At 43.8% G+C, this 22493-nt stretch carries 19 protein-coding genes and 2 pseudogenes; 4 read left to right on the forward strand and 17 right to left on the reverse strand.

Going from position 1 to position 22493, the window contains the following annotated elements; translation table 11 throughout:
• Positions 1 to 180: 180 nt before the first annotated feature.
• From FSB75_RS05110 to FSB75_RS05155, 11 genes and pseudogenes are all read right to left on the reverse strand, one after another.
• Positions 181 to 882, reverse strand: coding sequence for a hypothetical protein (locus tag FSB75_RS05110; protein ID WP_146783745.1), 702 nt, complete (start codon positions 880 to 882; stop codon positions 181 to 183).
• Positions 883 to 1105: 223 nt separating this feature from the next.
• A complete protein-coding gene (locus FSB75_RS05115; RefSeq protein WP_146783748.1) occupies positions 1106 to 1657 on the reverse strand; it encodes a hypothetical protein in 552 nt (183 codons plus the stop codon).
• A gap of 209 nt (positions 1658 to 1866) precedes the next feature.
• Entirely contained in the window at positions 1867 to 2019 is a 153-nt protein-coding gene (locus FSB75_RS21980) for a hypothetical protein (RefSeq protein ID WP_227990971.1), read from the reverse strand.
• A 57-nt stretch (positions 2020 to 2076) separates the two neighbouring features.
• Positions 2077 to 2184: pseudogene (locus FSB75_RS22345) on the reverse strand (arsenate reductase/protein-tyrosine-phosphatase family protein); the annotation flags it as partial.
• A gap of 384 nt (positions 2185 to 2568) precedes the next feature.
• Positions 2569 to 3159, reverse strand: coding sequence for a hypothetical protein (locus tag FSB75_RS05125; RefSeq protein ID WP_146783754.1), 591 nt, complete (start codon positions 3157 to 3159; stop codon positions 2569 to 2571).
• Positions 3160 to 3392: 233 nt separating this feature from the next.
• On the reverse strand, positions 3393 to 4109 hold the full coding sequence (locus FSB75_RS05130) for a hypothetical protein (RefSeq protein WP_146783757.1): 717 nt from the start codon (positions 4107 to 4109) through the stop codon (positions 3393 to 3395).
• Positions 4110 to 4259: 150 nt separating this feature from the next.
• Positions 4260 to 5465 (reverse strand): tyrosine-type recombinase/integrase, encoded by a 1206-nt coding sequence (locus tag FSB75_RS05135; RefSeq protein ID WP_146783759.1) that lies wholly within the window; start codon positions 5463 to 5465, stop codon positions 4260 to 4262.
• A 498-nt stretch (positions 5466 to 5963) separates the two neighbouring features.
• A complete protein-coding gene (locus FSB75_RS05140) occupies positions 5964 to 7640 on the reverse strand; it encodes a Kelch repeat-containing protein (RefSeq protein WP_146783762.1) in 1677 nt (558 codons plus the stop codon).
• A 365-nt stretch (positions 7641 to 8005) separates the two neighbouring features.
• Positions 8006 to 8497 carry a hypothetical protein gene (locus FSB75_RS05145; RefSeq protein WP_146783765.1) on the reverse strand — a complete coding sequence of 164 codons (492 nt, stop codon included), beginning with the start codon at positions 8495 to 8497 and terminating at the stop codon, positions 8006 to 8008.
• Between the two features lie 172 nt (positions 8498 to 8669).
• Positions 8670 to 9410, reverse strand: a complete 741-nt coding sequence (locus tag FSB75_RS05150; RefSeq protein WP_146783768.1) for a LytR/AlgR family response regulator transcription factor — start codon at positions 9408 to 9410, stop codon at positions 8670 to 8672.
• Positions 9403 to 11523 (reverse strand): tetratricopeptide repeat-containing sensor histidine kinase, encoded by a 2121-nt coding sequence (locus FSB75_RS05155; RefSeq protein ID WP_146783771.1) that lies wholly within the window; start codon positions 11521 to 11523, stop codon positions 9403 to 9405. The genes FSB75_RS05150 and FSB75_RS05155 overlap by 8 nt, the downstream gene beginning before the upstream one ends.
• Before the next feature lie 460 nt (positions 11524 to 11983).
• Here FSB75_RS05155 and FSB75_RS05160 point away from each other — a divergent pair, with 460 nt between their 5' ends.
• Positions 11984 to 13345 carry a vanadium-dependent haloperoxidase gene (locus FSB75_RS05160; protein ID WP_146783774.1) on the forward strand — a complete coding sequence of 454 codons (1362 nt, stop codon included), beginning with the start codon at positions 11984 to 11986 and terminating at the stop codon, positions 13343 to 13345.
• 43 nt (positions 13346 to 13388) lie between these two features.
• On the opposite strand, the pseudogene FSB75_RS22350 reads toward FSB75_RS05160, so the two are convergent.
• The 3 genes and pseudogenes from FSB75_RS22350 to FSB75_RS05175 all read right to left on the reverse strand — a co-directional run.
• A pseudogene (locus FSB75_RS22350) lies at positions 13389 to 13493 on the reverse strand (family 1 glycosylhydrolase); the annotation flags it as partial.
• Positions 13494 to 13763: 270 nt separating this feature from the next.
• Positions 13764 to 14123, reverse strand: coding sequence for a hypothetical protein (locus tag FSB75_RS05170; protein WP_146783777.1), 360 nt, complete (start codon positions 14121 to 14123; stop codon positions 13764 to 13766).
• 715 nt (positions 14124 to 14838) lie between these two features.
• Positions 14839 to 15762, reverse strand: a complete 924-nt coding sequence (locus tag FSB75_RS05175) for a hydroxyacid dehydrogenase (protein ID WP_146783779.1) — start codon at positions 15760 to 15762, stop codon at positions 14839 to 14841.
• Between the two features lie 200 nt (positions 15763 to 15962).
• Between FSB75_RS05175 and merTP the strand changes: the two genes are divergently transcribed.
• Complete coding sequence (merTP, locus tag FSB75_RS05180; protein ID WP_146783782.1) at positions 15963 to 16571, forward strand: mercuric transport protein MerTP; 609 nt, start codon at positions 15963 to 15965, stop codon at positions 16569 to 16571.
• Positions 16571 to 16783 (forward strand): GDCCVxC domain-containing (seleno)protein, encoded by a 213-nt coding sequence (locus FSB75_RS22300; protein WP_146783785.1) that lies wholly within the window; start codon positions 16571 to 16573, stop codon positions 16781 to 16783. Before merTP ends, FSB75_RS22300 begins: the two co-directional genes overlap by 1 nt.
• A gap of 102 nt (positions 16784 to 16885) precedes the next feature.
• Here FSB75_RS22300 and FSB75_RS05190 read toward each other — a convergent pair whose 3' ends face one another.
• On the reverse strand, positions 16886 to 19024 hold the full coding sequence (locus tag FSB75_RS05190; RefSeq protein WP_172623064.1) for a TonB-dependent receptor family protein: 2139 nt from the start codon (positions 19022 to 19024) through the stop codon (positions 16886 to 16888).
• A gap of 406 nt (positions 19025 to 19430) precedes the next feature.
• Here FSB75_RS05190 and FSB75_RS05195 point away from each other — a divergent pair, with 406 nt between their 5' ends.
• Complete coding sequence (locus tag FSB75_RS05195; RefSeq protein WP_146783790.1) at positions 19431 to 20303, forward strand: cation diffusion facilitator family transporter; 873 nt, start codon at positions 19431 to 19433, stop codon at positions 20301 to 20303.
• A gap of 79 nt (positions 20304 to 20382) precedes the next feature.
• Here FSB75_RS05195 and FSB75_RS05200 read toward each other — a convergent pair whose 3' ends face one another.
• The gene (locus FSB75_RS05200) at positions 20383 to 20985 is read right to left on the reverse strand and encodes a peroxiredoxin (RefSeq protein ID WP_146783793.1); all 603 of its coding nucleotides are present in this window, start codon (positions 20983 to 20985) and stop codon (positions 20383 to 20385) included.
• Positions 20986 to 21197: 212 nt separating this feature from the next.
• A complete protein-coding gene (locus tag FSB75_RS05205) occupies positions 21198 to 22394 on the reverse strand; it encodes a TIGR03118 family protein (RefSeq protein WP_146783796.1) in 1197 nt (398 codons plus the stop codon).
• Positions 22395 to 22493: the final 99 nt, after the last annotated feature.

The raw sequence follows: 22493 nt of genomic DNA on the forward strand, positions 1-22493 counted from the left end.
TGTTAAAACGGTCTTTTTGTAAAGAGGAGGTTTAGCATGACCGCCAACGTCTTTCAGCTTTGCGAAGGTTGGGAACTTCTTATTCGTCTGCCTAACACTTGCACAAAAGTTGAATAGCGATTTACAGATTAAATTTAGTTCGTCAGTCCAACTTTTGCAAAACTGCTGTTGGCTGCTGGCTTAGTCAGTTAACACAACGCACTCATGATATTTTCGTGTCTCTTTTAAACTTAATACGCCTTCTGTGTTGTTTAGGATTGTGTCAATAAAGGTCACTTTCCATTTGATTGAAATAAGAACAGAGTCATTGATTGGTATGATTTTGTTCTTTGGATTTAAAATCTTTGGCATAAAGTAGGGGTTGAATGTGCCATACCATTTTTCTAAAACCCACTTACCGTTTATTTCACGTCTCATGATTTCGCCAAAAATGGCTATCAAAGCCACTAAGTCGGTGTCGGTCGTAAGTTTTTTGATTGTTCTACCCACTACTTTTTTGATGTAGGCTTGTGCGGCTTCACGTGTGAGTTCTTGAAAGTCAAATTTCAAAACAGTGTTAAGGTGATTTCTGTAAAAGTCAATCCGCTTATGAATTGTTTTTATTCTGTCAATCTCGAAGTCGTAAAGGCTTTTATCGGGGTTTTCTATCGGAAACTTGTCTGCCTTGACAATTCCATTAAAACACTCTTTGTCCCTGAAAAGTAGTCCACCGTGCCGAAAGCTATTACCGATAAGAACCACTTGACCGTTTTTGAGTTCATAGACCCAAGCATAGTTTGTCTGTAACTGATAGTCGAAATCTTCATATGGGTCAGTTCGACCATTGCTTTTAAGATGCTTTACTAATTCATCCGTTTTCTTTATTTCGTAACAGTCTTGCATGGTGGAATAAAGCTTGCAGCCAACGGACAACGGCTTGGCGATGTGGCGGTATTTGAAAATCGTCAGCCCGTAACCGCTGCTGAATAAAGTTACAAAAGTTCATTGTTAATTCTGTTGCTCATTAGTATTCCGTCGGCTGGAACTGAAGCCGATTAGCGAACAAAAAGTTGAGAATATATTCGTCGCCCCGCCATATTGCCAAACCGTCTGTTGTATGCCGTAATTATTCGTCCATAAATTCAGTTCCAAGCATAAGCGAAACTTGATACTTGTTTGTCATTGGCGATTTACCTAAGAACAGGGTAATATCTCGAACTCCTGTGTCTACTGGATTACGTGTAGAAAATTGAGCGATGTTTCCAATATCTTTGTCTTTCTCAAATTTTTTCTTAGTCGCTAAATCACCAAATAATTGCTTGAGTTTGTCAAAGTATTTTGTTGCTGATACTTTGTCGCTAAATTGAACATGCCAATTTAAATTAAGTAACTTCTTAACACTGTCTGTCTCGCCAAGTGTTACTTCAATTGTCCCCATTTCAATTTGCAAGTCAGGTAGTGGGCTTTCAGAAAAAGAAAATTGATGTCTTGAAGACCAGGCTTTGTCCGACTTCATTTCCATTGCGACATTTAAATTCCATTGTCTTACACCATTGTCGCTGTGATGAAGTTGAGGAATGGAAAGTAAACTGTCTAAAAGTGAGGCAGATTTGTTTGAAATGTCAACACCAAAAAAAAGTTCATTTACTCTCTGAGAAAAAGTTGTTGATTGAGACATAGAATGTGTCGAACTAAATAGTGTCAAAATTATGAATAGTAGACGGGTCATTTTATTATGGCATACAACGGAACGGGTATTTATGCAGCGGTGGCATTCCTGTTCCGTCAGTTCAACCTAAAGATAGAAAGCCGAGTTGAAAGTCAAAGGCTGATAACATGTACTTCTGCCACTGTTGCATAAATACTTTGTTGGTGGCAGTTGTTCGGCTATAAATACGGGTCAACTGAAATTTTAATCATTTCAATAAGTTCTTCGTCCATGTACTTATAGTCGTCTTGTATATCCAGAATAACGAGCTGTTTATTTTTTGTCTCAACGGGGAAATTGTTTACCAGCCTTTGCTTATGTTTCTTCTCCATTGTAAAAATTATATCGGCCCATAAAATGTCTTTTGAAGAAACCCTAATTCTTGCAGACGGTTCTGTTCCTGCCGACCTAACGTTATGGTCTTGTCTTTGTTTATAGATGGCTTCTGCCGTCGGGCTTCGCCAAATATTTCTACTGCAAACAAACAAAATGTTCATTTTTCGTCCCTGAGTTTAAGCCAAACCTGAAACCATTTTGTTTTGGGATTGTCTATTGTCAGCAATAAGGTTTTGTGATTATTGGTTACGGTAAAAACGAAGTCGTTTTCGAAAATGATTTCAGATTTTGTTCTATAGAGAATTTCATTGCTTTCTTTCCTATACAATTCTTCTCTGGTTTTCGTCCAATTCGCAAACTTTACCGATTGTCTCTCTTTCATAATGCAGTCTATGTGGAATTGCCACCAACGTTTTAAAGCTTTCAGCAGTTGCGGCATTTGTTGTTATTCAGCCGAACCCTTGCACTAAAGCTGCCTAAAGATATTTTGCAGAGCGTTTGCGATCAAACCGCAATTGCGCAAAGCTGCTGTTGGGCGTAGCCGGTCAATAGTTAGGGTTATGCTGAATATAGTCTTCAATGATTTGCTCCATTGTAAAGTCTCCCTTATCCGGTATATAAGACTTAATGAAACTGTCTAAATCAGATTTAGTAAAAGCAGGGCTGGCCAATACCGCGTAATCACCGTCTTGAAGCAATCGCTCGAGAATTTGCCGGTAGCTGCCTTCTATGAGAATTGAACATTGCTCGAATCCATCATCACAATGTCGAAATTCGTAGCGCCGAACGGCACGCGCCTCTTCTGAGCGAAGAAACCAATCCTTTGCCGCAAGACTGTCATTCCAGGACGTGCTGTATTCGCGAAAGCGGTAGAGAAAGCCTCTTTTAAAGTCGGACACGTCCAAAATGCCCTCGGCAAACAGCGGTATATTCCACGCTTTGCGATATTTCTGAAACAGCCTTCCCGCGTCAAACCCACTGCATTGGTCCCGGATAAAGGCTGCTCTTCCTTTAAATTCATGACCAGGGTGGCGCTCCAGTTCTTCCGCAATCGACAGATAAAGACTTACTGGCTCAGAGAGCTGAGCGTTCCGCTCATTTAGCATGCGCTCAAAGGTGGGAATCCGTTCAAACATAGGAACACTTAGGTTACGCCCAACGTCTACCGGCTTGCTGCTCTGCTGATATTTTATGATAGTCAGCCCGTAACAGAAGCCGATTAAAAATACGAATGATGAATTAAAGAACAATTGATGATTAGAATTGGGTCGCACTGGACTGCTGCTGATAGCGATTTGTTGTTGAAGATTTATTCGTCAGCCAGCACAGTAGCAAACCGCTGTAAGCTGCTGTTTTAGTCACCATGAAACTATGAACCTGCCCTATTTATGACTTCAAGCATTCTTGTCAACTGTTGTTTCCTTTTGTCTCGGTAGTCATCGTCCCAACGATTAATAAGCAAAGGAAGTAATTGCCTTTTAATTGCCGTGATGGTCAAATTTTTGATGTCGTTGTCAATGCGTCCTTCCAAAACAAATTGCGCAAAGCCAGTTCCAATTATTGCATTGTCTTGTCCCACCAGGAAATGAATGCCCATACTATTCGATGATGAAATTATTATTTCTCTTAGCTCGTTGTCATCCAACTTCCTTGATGAAGTGTCAGCCGAATTTTTACTTACTTCCTTCATCGTTTGAATTTGTTGTTGAATTGTTGCTTCGTCAAGATCTGCTTTTCTGCCAATGTACTCTTTGATTTTTGTTGTATCCATTTCGTTGTAGTTGAAGTACGGATACTGCCACCTTTCGATCAGGTCTTTTAAATAACTCATAGGGCTTGCAGTTTTGTTTACAAGTCTCCATTGCCTAAAGCCGTATGCCGCATCAGAACCATCGTCACTTCCGAATGGTGCAGTTTCTTCGATTGGACTCCAGAAAAATTCATCTGTCATTAAAGCTTGTGCTTTCGGGTGTGCCGATTTGAAAGTGTATTCAAAATTGTCCATAGTCTTGTTGGGTTGTGTATCAACAATAGGATTACTCTTTGTCTGCCCGTTAGAACAGCCAAAGAAAAATATGCCTGTCAAAAATGTCGTTAGGATTTGGAGCCTCATAAAAATTGCAGCTTACACTAAAATAGCCGGCATCCATCATTTCTACAAAGATTTTTAAAAAATTGATTGTCAAACGAATCCTTTTCGCTTTTTCAGGTTGCAATAGCCGGCAAGCCAATTTTCCTACCATTCAACACCTCCGTTTTTCCAGAGGTCATCCAAGGGGGAGGGAAGGGTTACAAGTTGCTCTTTTCTTACGTGGAGGTATCGTTCGGTGGTCTTTATGCTGAAGTGGCCCAGGATGTCCTTGATGTAGCGAATATCTACACCCTTTTCCAGCATGTGGGTGGCAAAGCTGTGACGCAGGCTGTGAAAACTAACATCCTTTTTGATACCGGCTTGCTCACGCGCCAGTTGAAACACGCGTTGGGCGCTCGAATCTGAATAGGGTTGACCCGGCAAATGACCCTCAAAGACGTAAACATGGGGACGAGGCTTGCACGAGCGCACATATTCCCTGAGCACGTCAAGTAAAACAGGGCTTAGATTGACCACGCGGTCCTTTTTTCCTTTGGCTCTTTCCACAAAGAGTTGCATACGGTGCGGGTCAACGTGCGAGAGCTTTAGATGCACCACCTCTGAAACGCGAAGACCGGCACTGTAAGCCGTAAAAAGGATGGCTTTGTGCTTCCGGTTGGTTAGAGCGTTAAAAAGCCTTCGTAGTTCTTCTTCCCCGAGTACCTTGGGCAGCTTGAGCGGCTTTTTAGGCCGTGGCAGTTCAAAGAAAAGCGGCTCCCAGCCCAGAACCTTCTCGTAATAAAACTTCAGGGCGTTGATCCGGCTGTGAATGGTGGCCTCGGAGAGCTTTTCTGTTTCCATTAGATAAAGAAGATAGCGGCGCAATCGCTCCACCGTTAATTCGGCCACCCACTGTTTTCCCAAAATGCGCAGCAGCGAAAGAAACTCGGTGCGGTAGGTACGGATCGTGCTGGGGCTGTAGCCCTTTAAAGTAAGCCTTTCTATAAAGAGACGGTAAGCTTGAAGGTTTTCAGGACAAAGTTGTTTGTTTAACAGCAGCGACGCTTGCGTTTGGTTGACCGTGAACACGGTCGTTGTACCAGTGGCTCTTACCAGCAGTAGCGTCTTTCGCTGTTCGAGGTAGCGCTTAAGAAGGCTTGTGTCAATTTCGACGTCCGCGCCTTTTAGTTTTTCAACCAGCGATCGGTAATGAAATTTGGTGAACGGCACGTACCAGGTGCGGTGTGTTCCGCTCCAGCGTGCCTGCGGTAGCGTACGAACAAGGCGCTCCAGTTCTCGTTCTTTAAATCTGAGGGCAATGCTTTCCTGACGGCGGTGATAAAGGGGTGCAAGACGAACGAGGAGCAACATAAGCAGCGGTTGTCACATAAAAATAATCCATTATTTCATTTGCACCTTGCCAATGGCAAGCAATTAACTGTCCCAATTGTAAAGGAACCGTTAGCAGTCAAGCGCCTACTTTTCATGTAACCGCCTATGCAGGGCAAATCGCTCAATGGCTTCTACATCATCCATTCGCAGGTTCGAATTCCCCCCGGTTGTTTCCACCAAACCCGGCGAGTCTATTCAAATTAACTCACATCTGAGATCATCTTATATTGATTAGATTAATTTACCTAAGTTATTCTCCTTCACTTTGCCCGGCGGCTGCCCCCACAACAAAGAACAGGAAACGCAGAAAGAAAACACAACCGGCTATGATGGTACTGTTAGTGCGGCACTTACACAGAAGCCATCCGGAATGCCAACAGCGGCCTTAAATATTCTTTCATACAGGAATAAAAAATGAGCATCCATGAAAGCAGAATCCAGGTAAGAATTTTTAGAATTAGTTTCAAAAATCAATTCTTAAAATTCCAGCTTCCAAACCTTGTCGGAAGGAACTCCAGTTATTGTTTCTCCCGTTACATAAATCGTGTTGTTCACCGAAATGACGGCGATGCCTCCTAAGGCAAACGGCAATACACCAATTGACCATGTGTTGCCCGTTATGTCGTAGATGTCAAATTTGTCAGTGCCGTTGCCAAAGAAAACAATCTTATTGCCTTTGAACACGGCCTTTGACCAACCTGTTGGGCGGAACAAGTACTGAGTGGTGCTGTTGCCGGTGTTGACATCTCGTATCTCTACCGAACAAGTGCCACCTCCACCCCAATAGATTTTGTTGCTTGCTACGATCCCAGCATGGTTGTATCTTCCTTCCTGCATTGTTGCTGTTGACCAGGTGTTGGTTGCGTTGTCGTAAATCTCAATTTCATTAAAAGGACCGTCATTAAGCCATGATGTCGATCCACCGGAAATGTAAACTTTGTTGTTCGCCGTAACAGCCACATGTCCTCTAACCTTGTATTGGCTGAGTGAGGCTGTTGACCAGGTATTGGTTGCAAGGTTATAGATATCCACTCTCCCCGCGCGGGCTTCACCACCCGAAAATCCACCATCGCCCCCGACAAAAAGAACGTTGTCGCCAACGGCTGCCGCAGCTATATCATCACCACCCAGGCTTAAATGAGCCACCGTCCATGTATTGGTTGAAACATCATAAATATCTACTACGTCTGTCGGAACCGTCCCATCACTTATTTCACCACCGGCAAAAAATACTTTATTGCCATTAGCAACAGCGGCAATCCTATGACGGGCAACACTTAATTCAGCCGTTGACCATTTATTGGTACTTATATCATAAATATCTACTCTTGAAGAGTGCGTGTAAACTACTCCTCCTGCAAATAGAATCTTGTTACCGGCTGAGGCAACAGCTATTGCCCCTCTTGCTTGCGAGAGTGTGCCAATGGGTATCAATTGTGCATTGACAAGAGGCCTGTTGCTATTGTCGCATGCAACCACAATTGCGGGATTGACGGTAATCTTTACCGTGTCTCTTGTAAACAAACTTTTTGAATCGGTTACTTTCAGTTCAAATTGGTACGTGCCTTCTGTAAGATTAGTGACCTGCGTCTGTATTGCAGCTGCGTTCGTGATGTTGAAAGATGAAGGACCTGTAAGCTTTGTCCATGAATAGCTCGTAATGTCATGATCAAGATCAGTAGAGCAACTTCCATCTAATGTCACTGCATTGGTGGGCAATGTAATGGTTCGGTCGGCACCGGCACAGGCCACGGGCGGATGATTGCTTGTTGCAGTTGAATCTACCGTTATCATCACCGTATCTCTTGCAGATGCACCTTTATCATCGATTACCGTCAATTCAAATTGATAGGCTCCCAGTTTCAGGTTCTTCACAATTGTAGTTGCAGCGGTGGCACTCGCGATTGTGAAAGAAGCAGGACCGGTTAACTTTGTCCACTGCCATGCATTGATCTTCCCGTCCGGATCGCTGGACTTGCTGCCATCCAACAAGACACTATCCAATGGTAAAGTAATAGCCATGTCCGGCCCAGCTAAAGCTATAGGTTGGTTTTGGGCTATACAACTTTCACATGACATCTCTCTTTTGCAGGATAGACAAATACACGCAACGAAAAGGGAGGTGATAAACCCCTGTACAAACTTCCATTGCATATGAATCAAATTGAAGTTTGAATATGCTTTACCCGGGGAAAGGAAGCGGTCCTGTTAAAGCTACTGAACTTTCTTTTCATAATGATGCTTTTGAATGTCTCTACGCTTTATCAGGCACTATCCTAACGTGCAACGTTGGTCTAACTGGACATTACGATGGCTGCAAGCATGCGACCTGTGGCTATGGCAGCTGGTGAACAAGTGCTGACCAATAGAACAACATTGAATTGCCCAGCTACGATATCAGATCCGTTAATCACCGGGTGCCCCCTTTGTATGTTCTGCTCCACTTCCACGGGCAAAAGAAAAATGCCCTCACCATGTGGAGAGCATTTTTTGCAAGGCAGTTGCTGCTATGCGATGCCTTAGCCTTTTAAATGATCTTCCACAATCTCTGTTTCCTGGTTTACCACATGCACAACTTTCCAGCTTTTTGCATCTTCAATGGTAATGAGATAGGCTGTTGTATTGTTAAACGTTACTTCCTTTGCCGACTTGATCGTATAATCGTAATACCTGCTTTTCACCAATCGCCGAACGTCACTGTTTAACTCTTTCTCGCTATAAAATTTGATTGAACCATCGTTATTTCCTTTGCTATCCAAGAAGACGGTGAAATCCATGACAGCATCCGCATAGCGTACCACGTATCCTGTCTTAGTTGAAGCCCATTTTGCATCTTTTATCAATGGATTGCCGGCATAAAAACTCTTGATTGCTTTTGGCAAAGGAGCCGGTTTGCTTACTGATGTTTCCGTTGGCGTCGTTGTTTTGAATGAAACCTGCTGTGCATTCTGGGCATTTAAAAAAAATGTGCTGCCTACTGTTACTGCCAGAAGAAAAAATTGCTTTTTCATATAATTCGTTTTTGGGTGAATGTTTGTGTCGATTGCAGGTTAAAACTACCTTGATGAAAAACCCAAAACGAGGCATAGGGAGCAGTTTGCGGATTTAAGCAGTAGTTGGCAGGTATGAAAGAGTTTTTGAAGGCAAGGAAACGAGGGAAGATAAAAAAGGCCCGGAGCATGGTTAGAATAATTTCAATAGCGCTTCCTTTCTACTTCGTGATACATTTACCGTACTTCCATCTGTCATCACCAAATACCCACCCTCGCCGCGGACATACTTGGTCACCTCGTTTAAATTGACAACATAAGAATGATGGACACGGACAAATGACAGAAAGTCACGGAGTTGTTCTTCCATTTCCTTTAAGGTGCGGCAGGCCGTCACCTTTGTTTTGTTTTTTAAAAACAGATGCGTGTAATTGTCGTCAGCCTCGCAACGAACAACATTGTCTGCGGCGATCATTTCAAAGCCTTCTACTGTTGGCACGGCAATCTTGTTAAAAGGATGATCATTGTTTTGGAGCCTCTTGAGCAGCATTTGAAATTGTTCCGCTACCGGTAAAGGCCGTTGCTCTTCTACTTTTTTTACTGCGATGGCTAATTCGGTTGGGTCAATGGGCTTCAGCAAATAATCCAGTGCACTAAAGCGAATGGCCTTGATGGCGTATTGGTCATAACTGGTAGTAAAGATGATGGCGAATGAAATCTCAGTAAAATGTTCCAGCAGTTCAAACCCATTCATGCCGGGCATTTCAATGTCCAAAAAAATTAGATCGGGCTTTTGCTTTTTGATGGCTTGGAGTCCTTCATTGGCCGAACGGCATTGCGCAATGATTTGAACACCTGGACAATATTCTTTCAGCAATATGCTAAGCGTATCGAGGCAATGGAGTTCATCGTCTATCAAGATAGCTTTAATCATACCGCAAAGGAATTTTGAGCACGACTTCCGTTCCTCCGGCCGAGCTGTCTGGAAGCGTTAGATCGTTTATGATTACTGCGTCTTTCGGCTCGCTGCCTCGGTTCAGCATTGAAATACGTGCAACAGTAATGCGCAGCCCCATGGATTTGTACAGCGGAGCCGATTTGTTTTTTAGTGCCGCGGCTTTTTCACGGCCTACGCCGTCATCGGTAATCCTGCAGAGCAAGGTGGTTGCCTCATCGGTAATCTCAATATTTAGGTGTCCTTTTTCGGGCTTGTGCATCAGCCCGTGCCAAATCGCATTTTCGACATAAGGCTGAATAAGCAGTGGCGGCACTTTGATGTTCGTTTGGTCAAGGTTTTCGTCAACCCAAACGTTGTAGATAAAATGATGGTCAAAGCGCAGCGCTTCCAGTTCCAAATACAATTTCAGCGCTTCTATTTCGCTTTCAAGCGGGATTAGCGGGGATTGTGAATTTTGAAGAATCATTCGCACGAGGCGCGAAAATTTGGTGAGGTAGGACGACGCCTCGCTTTTTTTGTTTTGCAGGATAAAGTGATTGATGGAGTTAAGGGAATTGAAAATAAAGTGGGGGTTCATCTGTGCACGCAAAGCCTGCATTTCGAGCTCCGATGCCTGCTGCTCCCATCCTAATTTTTGCAGCTGCTGTTCGTGTTGCAGCTTTTGTTTCTCGTGCTTGCGCCTGAGTGTCACGTTGCGAATGATTACCCCCGACAACAGCGTTAACAAAAAAAGGCCGGTAAACAACGCTTTGCGAAACAGTGCCTCCTTTTGTAACGTCGCTTGCTGCAGTCTTTTTTCTTCGTTGATAGCGGCAATTTTTTGTTCGTAATTATAAGCGGCGAAACGACCCTTAGCCTGGTCGTTTAACACTTCATCCTTCATGATTATGTACTGCCGAAAATAAAAATTAGCGCTGTCTGCTTGATGCAACTTGTCAAAAACGGTCGAAAGAATTTGGTAACCGTCGCGGATAAATTGTTTGGCTTTTGTTTGAAGAGCGATGTTCAGGCCCTCGCGACCGTATCGCAAAGCTTCAGCATTGTTGCCCAAGCCCACATAAGCTTTACCGACATCAAGTAATGAACGCATGATTTCGTTGCGGTCGTTCAGCCTGAGGTGTTCCGCAAGACCGAGTTTGAAATTTTGAAGTGCGTGCACATAGTCCTTTTGTTCAAGGTAACACTCGCCGCTGCTAATCCACCACACCCGCATGTTTTGCGGTTTGTCATTTTCCGGTTTAAACAAGTTGTAATAATGCCAGGCCGAATCGAATTGGTGCAAATGACTAAAGGCTTCGGTAAACTCCATTTTGAACCAAATGTCTTCATCGCCATCCAGCCTGTGTTTTTTCGTCTCTTCATCGTCTGTCTCCAATACGTTGCGGAAATAGCGTAAAGCCGCACGGTAATCTTCGATTAATTCATACAATTGGGCAAAACAATAAAGCGAAGTAGATATCCAAATTTTGTTTTTTGTTTTTAAAGCGAAGTCCCTTTCTTTCTGCGCGGCCTGAAAACCTTTTTCGTAGTTGCCGCTTTGGCGATAAACAGCATAAATGGACCCTATTGCGTCGGCCATGTCACTTTCGTTCCCGGTTTGTTTCGCCAGTGCCAGTTGCTTTTGTGAATACACCATGGCCTCGTCAAAGCGGCTCTGTGAAAAAACGGTGTACCATAAATAAACGTATAATGTGTACAGCCCTTCTTTGTTCGGCGTCTTTTCAAACCAGCTGAGTGATTCCCTTCCCAACTCTTCCGATTTGACAAAGTCGTCGTCAAAATGTTTGGCAATTTGCGATTGCCGCGAATACGCTACCGCAATACCGTGGACGTAATGATTGCTTTTTGCATTCTGCAAGGCCAGGCTTGCATACCAAACAGCGGAATCTTTTTTGTCGGCGAGAATGTATTGATAGCCGATGTTATTCAGGCAATCAATGCGAAGCGTATCGTGTAGCGTGAGCAAAACACTGGAAAGGCTGTCAATTTGCTTTGGCTGGCCAAAAAGAGAAAGTGGTACCAATAGGCAGCCAATAAGGTATCCTTTGCAGCGCTGTGGAAATTGCCTTTTATGAGGATGTAAACTCATAGCGGCACTTTATAATAGTAAGGTACATCATCTGTACAAGGATTCCATCTTTAAAGCTATTGACCCTCACACGCTTTGCTAAGCAATGCTGGGTAATTTGCGGATCCTCGAAGCAATTGGCGCTTTTCCTTGAGTCGTTGACAATTGCCCGAGAAGACGTGCAGCCTGTTCGAAGGCGGTGTAAGTATACTCAGAGCTATATAAATGAAATTGCCGTAAATTTTTTAGTCGGGTGATTACTGGTTGTCGTAGCATTCTTGCAACTAGAAATAAAGCGCATTGACCAGTGATACAGCGAAGGTTTAAAATTAAGACGGCTTAGCTCTTGTCCAGCCACCCCTCGAATTCCACGGATTACCCTCCATTTTGGGTACTTTACTCATTTACCCTTCTTATTTGATGTCTTGGAGAATAGCTTGGGGTTTTAATTCATTTATCCATAATTATAAAATAAAAGATTATGAAAATTCAAATGAAAGCTGTTCTTATGCTTATGACTGCATTCGCTGTTTTGAATAGCGGCTGCAAAAAGAACGGGATTACGAATTCGTCGTTCGATGAGCCGGTTACAGACGCGTTTAGTGCAGATGTTCAGAACGCTCCACTTATAAAGTTTGGAGCGGATGTCCCTGCAAAGTGGTATGCCCTTGCAATTAACCTTTCCCGCACGACACCTAACCAAAGCCCTGGCCCCATTAATTCACGAGCATTCGGTTATATGGGGCTTGCCCTATATGAATCAGTTATGCCAGGCATTCCCGGAGATAAATCTATGCAGAGCCAGCTCAATGAAATGCCTGCGCTGCCACAAGTAGTTCACGGAGAGAAATATTTTTATCCTTCTTGTGCCAATGCTGCTTTGGCGAACATGGTTCATCACATGTTTGGCAATACTTCTTCTGCACAAAATTTTACGATTGATTCCTTAGAAGCTTCACTCAACACCTTGTTTGCATCAATGGTTTCAAAGGACGTGTTAGACCGTTCGCTAAAGTTTGGCCGGGATATATCAAATGCTATTTATTCATGGTCTGTTTCCGATGGCGGAGATAAGGCTTACCTTAATCCATTTCCATCAACCTATGTTCCTCCGGTAGGTCCGGGATTATGGGTTCCCCAGCCAGGTCAACTCGCTCAACTTCCGTCTTGGGGCAATAACAGAACTTTTATAAAGAACAATGCTGCAAGTACGCAACCGCCCCCACCCCCCGCGTATTCTACCGAGTCTTCGTCAAAATTCTACCAGGAGGAATTAGCCGTGTATCATGAATCAATCAACCAGAATCCTGAGCATATTATTATTGCTAAGTATTGGGCTGCTTTGCCTGGCCCAAGCGTGTCAATTTCCGTTTTAAGTTCTGTGCTTGCCAGCAAAAATTCGAATCTTGCAGTTGCGGCTGAAGCCTATTGCAAAGTGGGTATTGCAATTGCCGATGCTATCGTATCCTGTTATAAAACCAAATACCAGTATAACCAGGAAAGGCCAATAACTTTTATCAGGGCCAACTTTAATTCGACATGGGTTCCAACATTACCCACGCCACCGTTCCCCGACTACACCTCCGCGCATTCAGTGCAGGCGGGCGCTTCTGCAAGAGTGCTTGCAGATATTTTTGGTAACAATACTACTTTCACAGACAATACGATTAACAGTCTCGGATTTACTCCACGGATATTTACAAAATTTTCTGATTTTGCAAATGAACTTGCGCTTTCGCGTTTTTATGCCGGAATACACGTGCTTACCTCTAATTTGGTTGGTTTAGACCAGGGAAATCTCGTTGGCATGCATGTGAGCGCACTTAAGTTTAAAAATGATTAACCGGAAAAGATTCCTGAGTATGTTATTGACCCGAGCATAAAACTCAATTCCTTTTTCGTTCCTTCGGGAAGATTCTTGGCCAGGACAATGAAAACCGGAAATTTTTCACACCCAAATACTCCATTAAAATAACGACTTGAATATAACAGTGATAAAATTTATGGAGGTATTTGCATCCTTACTATGGAGGGTTTCATGGGTAGTAGCTTGGGTTTCTTCTTTCTTCTTTCTTCTTTCTCCTTTTTCTTGTGTTCTTCGCGAGAAAATAGAAGCAGGGGTGAAATAATAGCGAGGCAGATATTGTGAACCTTGTGCCGGAAGAGGAACCAAAAAAGACGTTCGTACAAGAAGAACGAGGGTGCTAAATGAAACAAGCCGGGAAATTACTCCCGGCTTTTAACTATATTTCTTAAGGTAACTACTTTAGGATTTGGAATTGTGAGCTACTCGTCCCGCCATTCTGGTCAGAGACATTCATGATTATAGTTGTGTTTGCGGTTATACCTGTAATTGGATATGAAAAATCATATTCTTTCTTGTTCTTTGCGGTTGTTTGATCAACCAAAAACGGATTTGAATCCCCTTGTTTGGTCAGTGTTACCTGTGCTAATGAGATTTGGGATGAAATGTGCCCGGTGAGAGTAAATTGCCCGCTTGATGCGGTGCCCTGGCTTGCGTTGTTTGTATAGGTAACCTGGGGTTTTGAAACATCCTTTTTACACGAGGTAAAAATTAAAAACGTAGTTACTAACAGGAGTAAAATTGATTTTGTTTTCATGCAGTATGGATTTTTTTGTAAACAAAGAACAAAAAGATCAGAATTGCAAACGCTTGTATGTTTTCTTGACTGAACCTATGTGATTTCAAACTGAGACACTACCACAAATTCGTATAGCTCTTGCTTTTGCTGTTGTATTATTTCAGCATGGTCAACAGAGAGTTGTTCAGTTTTTATCTAAGTATTGTAGTCATTGAAAAAAGGTATTGTGAGCTTCTCCCAACTCCATCTTCAGTCGCGGAAATAAAAGAAGAAAAGCTGATTGCAACAAACAGCAATTTAGGTAGCCACTTGACCACCAGGTGCAAAAGCATAAAATCTTGTGTCGATGAAAGTCTGTCTGAATGGTAACTGCTAACGTATTTGGACAAGGCTAATCGCGACCCGTGAGCACGACGATTTCAAGTATGATCATAACAACGCCGACCGGAATAGCCCAGCGCTGTGCTCTTGTCACCTTTATTTGAACCGACTGATTAAAGCAAAAGCCGCTTGCTAAAAACAATAACACGGCGGCTGCGAAGCGAATAGTCATAAATTTTTTTCTCTCTGCAATTTGAAACGTAGCTATTGACGAGGTAGAAAGGGAAAAGTTAAAAGCACCCTGTTAAAACTTGCGAGCGTAACACATTATGAGAAAAATAATGCTCGAAGAGATTATGAGCAGTAAGATACAAATTCTCGCTGCAAGGATGTTCCTAGTAAGCTCTCGCAGTCAAACAATGTTTCGTGGTGTTTTGCCGCTGAACTGGGCCTCGATGTTTTCCAAAGCGTCCATTCCCATGCGTATGAGGGATTCGTCACTTGTCCCGGCTACGTGCGGCGAGGCCATGAAATTTTCCAATTGAAGCAGCGGATGATTTTCGTTTACCGGTTCCTCCAAAAAAACATCGGAGGCGGCTGCAAAAATTATTTTTTCTTTCAGGGCTGTATACAAATCGGCTTCGTTTACAATTCCACCTCTTGCGACATTGATCAATACTGCCTGCGGCTTCATTAGCCGAAGCTCTTGGATTCCAATCATCCCTTTTGTGGTAGGCGTAAGCGGAACGTGCAGGCTTACAACATCACTCATGCTGAGCAAGTCACTGAGGCCTGTTATCCGTTGCACGTTGTGGTCATTAAATATTTTTTCGCTAGCGTAAGGGTCATAAGCACTTACAGAAGCGCCAAAGCCCTGACTAAACATTTTGGCTACACGCCTGCCTACCTCTCCCAAACCCACCAAACCAATCGTTTTGCCGTTTAATTCAAAAGCTGTGGGTTGCGCACGCCATTTTCCCGCTCGCAGATCGTTGGAATAAATGCACAAGTTTCTGCAAAGTGCGAGGGTTAAGGCAACGACATACTCGGCCACCGTGATCGAGTTGGCGCCAGGTGTGTTGGTAACCAAAATCCCTTTTCGCCTGGCGGCTTCGTAGTCAATGTTGTCAACGCCCACACCGTGCTTGGCAATAATTTTCAGTTTTTTTGCGCTTTCTATATCTTCTCCATTCACAACATGGGTGCGAACAATAATTGCATCAGCCTCCAGTCGCCAATCACCGGTTCTCGACTCAGGGACCGTTACTACGTTGTATTTTTCTTTTGCCATATCAACAACTTTTGGATGAACGGGATCAAGGATGTAAATAGTCATTAGAGGTTGTTGATTTCATTTACAATGGTATTTACGGCCGAATCACTCATTAGGCTTTTTGACCCTCAGCTTTCGTTCGTCCTTCTTCATGTGAAGCGACCAAGATTACCCGCAAAAGTGGGCAAGGAATCAGCACCGGAAAAGAGCAAAACATAGTTAAATACGGCGGATCAAGTTTATTTTAGCCTATTAATGGACACATGAAAACAAATACCAAGAGTTTTATTGCTGGACTTTTAACGGCAACTGCGTCATCGCTTTGCTGCATTACACCCGTTTTAGCCTTCCTTGGCGGAGCGAGTGGACTCGTTTCTTCCTTTTACTGGATTGAACCGTTCAGGCCTTACCTGATTGGGATGACAGTTCTTGTATTTGCCTTTGCCTGGTATCAAAAGTTGAGGTTAAAAACTAAGCCGGAGTGTCACTGCGAATCCGACAACAAAAAGTCTTTTCTTCAGTCAACGGCTTTTCTAAGCATTGTGACAGCCCTGGCAGCACTGTTGATTGCCTTTCCTTATTATGCAAGTGCATTTTACCCGGAAGCAGCGCAACCAAAAGTCGTCATCAACGACAAAAGCAATATTAAGCAGGCAACATTTACCATCAAAGGCATGACCTGCGAAGGCTGCACAGAACACGTTAACAGTGAAATTGCAAAAGTCAGAGGTGTGATCAATTATCAGACTTCTTTTGACAATGCGAACAGCGTTGTAACATTTGACAATAGTAAAACTTCCGCAGCCATTGTTGCGACTGCCATTAACAGCACAGGGTACAAAGTGGTTTCGCAAACCGTAAACAATCACTAATGGACAAAACAATCATCCTTCAATCAATTATAACCTGTCCTGTTTGCGGACATAAACAAGAAGAAATCATGCCCACAAACGCCTGTCAATACTTTTATGAATGTAAAATGTGTAAGACAAGACTGAAACCTAAAGCTGGCGACTGTTGCGTTTTTTGCAGCTACGGCTCTGTAAAATGTCCACCTATGCAATTAGGGAATTCTTGCTGTTAGTAGAGAACGAACACAGTCAATACCACGGCTTCAAATTGGCAAAAGCCTGGCGTGGTAAAGGCCTGCAATGGCAGGCCTTGAAAAAATTTAAATAATAGAGCTTTAAAACTTTGCCGCAATTCCCAGATAAAAGCTTCTGCCAATTGACGGAATGATCCCAGGGCCAGGATATTCGTCCGTACGGCGTGTGAAATAGTTTTTGTCTGCGAGGTTATTGACACCTGCTTTTAGAGCATATCTATTAATTCTATAGGTTGCGCTAAGGTCATACACTGTATAGGCAGGAATATAACCAGCAACAGGATCATTGCTACGTTTTTCATTTGTAGCATCGCCGTAAGCATCGCCCACGTTGTTCATTTGCAGTGTGCCGGAAAACTTTTTATCGGCATAGGTTAAGCCAATCCTGTTGACGTAATTGGCTGCTGCCTCCACACGGTTGCCTTTGAATTCACCGCTTGTATATTTTGCGTCAATAAGAGCAAGTGAGTTGAAAAGGCTTAGTCCTTTTGTTGAATTAGCGTTGAGGTATTTAAGCAGATTAAATTCCAAATAGCTTTCCAGCCCCTTGTGGACGCTATTGGCCACGTTGGTTCGCAGTGTGTATTCGTTAACGGTTCCTGGATTGATTAAAACGGTGCCAATGCGCTTGTTATAGGCCAGGTAAAAGGCCCCAACATCAAAATTCAGAACGTTCTTTACGGTACCCCGGTAGCCAAGATCCGCATTAAAGCCTTTGGCGTCTTTCAAGTTGGGATCAATTTTCGACGTTAAACCAAAACCAGTAAGCTGCGAATAATCGATTGGTCGGTAAGCCTGGGTAATGTTTGCATAGACGTTCGTATTTGACGACGTTTTATATTGCGAACCGACGCCGAAAAGTGGAATGCTTCTTTTCCGGTTTTCGTTGGTGATAATTTTGTCCGGCCCTTCCTCTTTGTATCCTTTCCCCGTGCTTCTGAGGTATTCAAACCGAAAGCCGGGAGTAAGCGATAAACGACTGCCGAACCGAAAAATGTTTTCAATAAAAGGAGCAACGTTGGTTGTGGTAAAATCAAGATCGTATTCATAAGGCCCCGCAACCGACAAATCGAAATCCGAACCTGTTGTTCCCTCGCCGCCACCTTGCCGTTTAAACCAGGCGTAGGCATAACGAACGCCACCGGCTACCGTATTTTGGTTGTTGCCCAGTATATAATTGTGCAGCAACCGGAGCTCAGTCGTTGTATTGCGCATGTCCTCGTTTTCCACTTCACGGTGAACGTATTCGCCGGTGGAAGGATCTATTTCATCCAAAGCTCCGGCACCGCCATCTTCATTGCGCCAAACCAAAGCGCGGTTGCTAAAGAGAAAGGAGGATTTAATGCTGAGCGTCGTTTTCGGTGAAATCGTGTAAATCGCAAAAGCTGCCAAGATGTTCCAAGGGCTTTTTAGCCAGTTGCGTGACCGGAATGATGAACGTGGGTTCGCAGCAAACATGCTGTCGGTAAGGCCACCCGGCATTTTAATCCGGTTGCGGAGCAAAGAGTATTCTACACCTGCTATGAACTTATTAGACGCATTGTATTGAAGCCTAGCAAAGGCAGAGAATTGTCGTTGTTGGCTGTTGGGCCGCCAACCGTCCAAGGTTCTGTATTGAGCGAAGCCATAATAACTAAATTTTTTAATCGTGCCGCCAATCGAGTTAAAAGAATTGAACAAACCAAAGCTGCCCCCCGTTTGCGAAGTATAGAGTTCAAAGGCTTTGTTCTTCGGCGCTTCGTTGACGACGTAGTTGACCATGCCGCCGAACTGCGAACCAAATTGCAGCGATGCAGCGCCGCGAACCATCTCGATGCGGCTAACGGCTTCCATGGGTGGGATGTAATACGCCTCGTTATACCCAAACACATCAGCACTAATGTTATAGCCGTTCTGACGGGTATTCATTTCAATACTTTGGGTTGGATTTAAACCTCGCGTTGCAATGCCATTTGCTGTAAAGCCGCCGGTTTCCGTTTCCACGATGTTTAATCCCGGGATTCGACCCAACACCTGCCTCGTGTTGTTGATGGCTTTGTTGGCGTCAAGGCTGTCTACAATAATTACCTCGTTCTTTTTACCGGCGTAAATCACTCCGTCTTTTGCTTCGGGCAGGTGACCCGTGCCCCGCACGGTCTTTATACCGGTCACAGTAACTTCCTCTAAAACCGAAGATTTAATCGAGTCTTTTGGTTGCTGTGCAAATAAGGATAAAGGCAAAAGACTAAGGATTACAATATAATTTCGTTTCACTTTTCTTTTTAAAGCTGCAAAAGTCGGGGCAATCAAAATTTGACCACTTACGTAATGCGGAAAAATTGTTTCAAATACGGAAAAACAATTGTCATGTATCTTGTCAGTGCAGACGGGATAAACCATATCCTTATTTGATAACATTCCATTTCAGAATAATTTTATCCTTCGATTTCACATTCTTTAAGATAAGCATTCCTTACGCCTACACTTTTCGTACTGCATACATAAGCCCTACTGTAATTGCCTCCAACTATTCTACATTGCTTGTGAATAATCTACTTCGATTGTTTGCTTACAAATGATGACCTCTGCAAATCAAATTCCCGATCCAGGAAGAAGTTAGCTTTGCTCATTCAAACCAAGTGAAAACATGACACAGGAACAAACGGCCATTCGAACAACGTACTGGAGCATGGCCGCCAATGCGGGTCTTGCAACAATCAAAGGAGCCGCCGGTTTTTTTGGAAATTCGTATGCCTTGATTGCTGACGCAATTGAATCCACAGTAGATATATTTTCTTCGTTTCTCGTTTTGATAGGAATACGGTATGCCAACCGTCCTGCCGATAAAAATCATCCTTACGGACACGGACGTATTGAGCCGCTGGTTACGTTTTTGGTGACGGGTTTTCTGGTGATGTCTGCAACAGTCATTGCGTATGAGAGCATTCACAACATTCGCACACCTCACGAACTTCCGAAAGTGTGGACGCTTTTTATACTTGCAGGAATTATCGTCTGGAAGGAGATTTCTTTTCGCATGGTATTGAAACGCGCAAAGGAAATCAACAGTTCCTCTCTTAAAGCCGATGCATGGCACCATCGCAGCGACGCGATCACTTCTGTCTCCGCCTTCATTGGTATTTCCATTGCCCTTCTGCTCGGGAAAGGCTACGAAACAGCCGATGACTGGGCGGCCCTGTTTGCTGCCGGATTTATCCTGTACAACAGCTACCTGATTTTTCGTCCCGCGTTGGGTGAAATCATGGACGAACATTATTACGATGATTTGGTGAGTGAAATCAGAACGGTAGCCTTAACGGTTGAAGGTGTGCGGGGCACGGAAAAATGCTTTGTCCGTAAGGCCGGCATGAAATACCACATTGACCTTCACGCCACCGTGAATGGAGAGATTACTGTACGCGAAGGGCATAACATAGCGCACCATTTGAAAGATACGTTGCGAGAGAGGCTACCGCAACTTGGCCATGTGCTCATTCATGTTGAACCCGCAAGAGAATGATCGCAGTAGGTTCAATTAACAAAACACCTAGTCCGAAATAATCAGCATCGCACTTCACAAGAACCACAACGGCAAACAACTACATTGCTTTTACAATGGCCAGCGATTTTTTCACGTGCTCAACCGGTGATAGATGATCGGTATCAGAGGAGAACATCGCTACGATTTTGCGGTCTTTATTAATTACAAACGTTGTTCGCGGTATGAAGCCGTGTGTCACCTGCTCACCGCGTACGTCTTTCACACCCGGTTGTGGGGGTTTTAGTTTCAGGCCAAACGTCGCTGCAATCTGGCCTTCAGGATCTGAAGCCACAGGAAATTTCCCCGCACAAAACTCCGGGTCAGAGGAGAATGATTTGAGTCGTTCAATGTCGTCCGCTGATACACCGATGATGGTAGCGCCTGCCCTTGTAAAAGTGTCCTTGTACTCAGCGAAGGTATGGGCTTCCAAATCGCATCCGCCTGTATACGCAGATGGATAGAAATACACCACCACCGGTCCCTTTGCAAGGGCTTTTTTCAAGGAAAAATTGAACTGTTTACCCGACTGGCTTGCCTTGGCCGTGAATAGCGGCGCCACCGAACCATTTGAAGGTATCGTCGATTGGGCAAAACCAGATCGGGTAATGAAGAGGAAAAACCCAAAAAGGAAAAGGAAGAAAAGTGAGTTTTGTTTTCGCATAATTAACTGTTTTTAAAAGCGTATTTAAACATACCAAATTGGGGTCAGGTTTACATATTGGCATGAATATCTCGCTAATCAAATTTTTGTAAGGAAATCCACGCATCTATATCTGTTCCTTTTTTCGGATCGAATTTGGGTGGTGTGTTCATATTTTATTAACGTCAGAGAAATTGCTTTAATAAGAAAGCCTCCATTAGGAGGCTTTCTTATTAATCGTCATCCTTTGCGATCAGGTAGCCAAAAAGGCCGTCGGTTTCTTCATCGGGTCCTGCTGTAAAATACAGGCGGCTTTGATCGATGGTAGACGTAGACGGGGGAAGCATGATAGCCCATAATTTATCAATCACAATCGGATCTTTTTTGCCACGTAGCTGACCAACAAACTTCCCGTTCGTTCTGTAGGCATTGATGCGGCCGTTGCCAAAGTTTCCAATCAAGATATAATTTTGATTCTGGCCTTCATTATCGTCATTATCCATTTCATCCATTTCCTGGTGGAAAAAGGAACGCGGCACCATGGCTATACCCCAGGGAGCATTCAGCGGTCCTCCCGTTGCAAAGCGTTGAACGAATGAACCATCGGGTCTATAAACGTCAACAATACCCAGACCTTCACCCGCTTGGCTTCTGTGCGTTACCGGGTCAACCTTTGCATACATCACAAGCAGGTTGCCTCCAACCTTCCAGATATTAAAGGGCGAGTACCCTGCCGGCAAATTGGGATCTGTAAACGGCATGGACACCATTGTCCACGTGCTGTTCCAGACATCAATGTGACCGGTGGCAAAATTGGCAGCGTATAAATTTTGTTTGCCGTTATTGGCGGCAAGAGCAAGGCCTGTATATGCGCCTTGTCCCGCCGTGATTCTCGCGGCTTGTTTTCCCAAACTGCCGTTCCAAGCAGAAATCACTCCATCGACGCCGTCGAAAATAAACACTGCACCGCCTTTACCGGGGATTATAAAGTCTGTAGAGACACTGTTAAACACGATGCCCGTAGGATTTCCACCCGTATTTGAGCCCGGTGAAGGAATGCTGACGGGATTAAGTGGCAGCCTGGGTACGCCTTCACTGTTGTAAACGTTGCTAACATGCCCAGCTTGTGAAGAAATCCAGGCCGTGCCGTTTGGATTAAAAACAAGCCCCCATGAATTCAGCAGCGTTGGATCAATGTTTGGTGCACCGTATTCGTTGTTGTTGGCCGTTAGGTTCACTTGTGCGAAGTGGCCAACTTTCTTGTTTTCATTGGGCTTTTGGGAATTGGCTTTGGCTTCTTGTAAAACCACCGGACTGTTTTGGTCAGATGAGGGCCGAATTGCTTTTTGGCAACTCATTAAGAACAACATGCAAGCCATCGTCCATGAAATGGCCGGAAGAACAGCGGTTTTGATGTTCATCTTTTTCATGTTCTTTTATTTTTGGTTTTAGAAATGGAATCTTCTTTACCACTTGAAGAGAACATAAATTAGGGAGCCAGTGATAGCTGCCTCCCTAATTTGATTACA

Origin of the sequence: Flavisolibacter ginsenosidimutans, assembly GCF_007970805.1 — a bacterium.
Lineage (GTDB): Bacteria > Bacteroidota > Bacteroidia > Chitinophagales > Chitinophagaceae > Flavisolibacter > Flavisolibacter ginsenosidimutans.

Excerpts from the sequence above, each read along its gene's own strand:
- FSB75_RS05155 (WP_146783771.1), bottom strand. The coding sequence starts at position 11,523 with ATGAGTTTACATCCTCATAAAAGGCAATTTCCACAGCGCTGCAAAGGA.
- FSB75_RS21980 (WP_227990971.1), bottom strand. The coding sequence starts at position 2,019 with ATGGAGAAGAAACATAAGCAAAGGCTGGTAAACAATTTCCCCGTTGAG.
- FSB75_RS05195 (WP_146783790.1), top strand. The coding sequence starts at position 19,431 with ATGACACAGGAACAAACGGCCATTCGAACAACGTACTGGAGCATGGCC.
- FSB75_RS05135 (WP_146783759.1), bottom strand. The coding sequence starts at position 5,465 with ATGTTGCTCCTCGTTCGTCTTGCACCCCTTTATCACCGCCGTCAGGAA.
- FSB75_RS05140 (WP_146783762.1), bottom strand. The coding sequence starts at position 7,640 with ATGCAATGGAAGTTTGTACAGGGGTTTATCACCTCCCTTTTCGTTGCG.
- FSB75_RS05145 (WP_146783765.1), bottom strand. The coding sequence starts at position 8,497 with ATGAAAAAGCAATTTTTTCTTCTGGCAGTAACAGTAGGCAGCACATTT.
- FSB75_RS05115 (WP_146783748.1), bottom strand. The coding sequence starts at position 1,657 with ATGTCTCAATCAACAACTTTTTCTCAGAGAGTAAATGAACTTTTTTTT.
- FSB75_RS05150 (WP_146783768.1), bottom strand. The coding sequence starts at position 9,410 with ATGATTAAAGCTATCTTGATAGACGATGAACTCCATTGCCTCGATACG.
- FSB75_RS05175 (WP_146783779.1), bottom strand. The coding sequence starts at position 15,762 with ATGACTATTTACATCCTTGATCCCGTTCATCCAAAAGTTGTTGATATG.
- FSB75_RS05170 (WP_146783777.1), bottom strand. The coding sequence starts at position 14,123 with ATGAAAACAAAATCAATTTTACTCCTGTTAGTAACTACGTTTTTAATT.
- merTP (WP_146783782.1), top strand. The coding sequence starts at position 15,963 with ATGAAAACAAATACCAAGAGTTTTATTGCTGGACTTTTAACGGCAACT.
- FSB75_RS05110 (WP_146783745.1), bottom strand. The coding sequence starts at position 882 with ATGCAAGACTGTTACGAAATAAAGAAAACGGATGAATTAGTAAAGCAT.
- FSB75_RS05200 (WP_146783793.1), bottom strand. The coding sequence starts at position 20,985 with ATGCGAAAACAAAACTCACTTTTCTTCCTTTTCCTTTTTGGGTTTTTC.
- FSB75_RS05160 (WP_146783774.1), top strand. The coding sequence starts at position 11,984 with ATGAAAATTCAAATGAAAGCTGTTCTTATGCTTATGACTGCATTCGCT.
- FSB75_RS22300 (WP_146783785.1), top strand. The coding sequence starts at position 16,571 with ATGGACAAAACAATCATCCTTCAATCAATTATAACCTGTCCTGTTTGC.
- FSB75_RS05125 (WP_146783754.1), bottom strand. The coding sequence starts at position 3,159 with ATGTTTGAACGGATTCCCACCTTTGAGCGCATGCTAAATGAGCGGAAC.
- FSB75_RS05205 (WP_146783796.1), bottom strand. The coding sequence starts at position 22,394 with ATGAAAAAGATGAACATCAAAACCGCTGTTCTTCCGGCCATTTCATGG.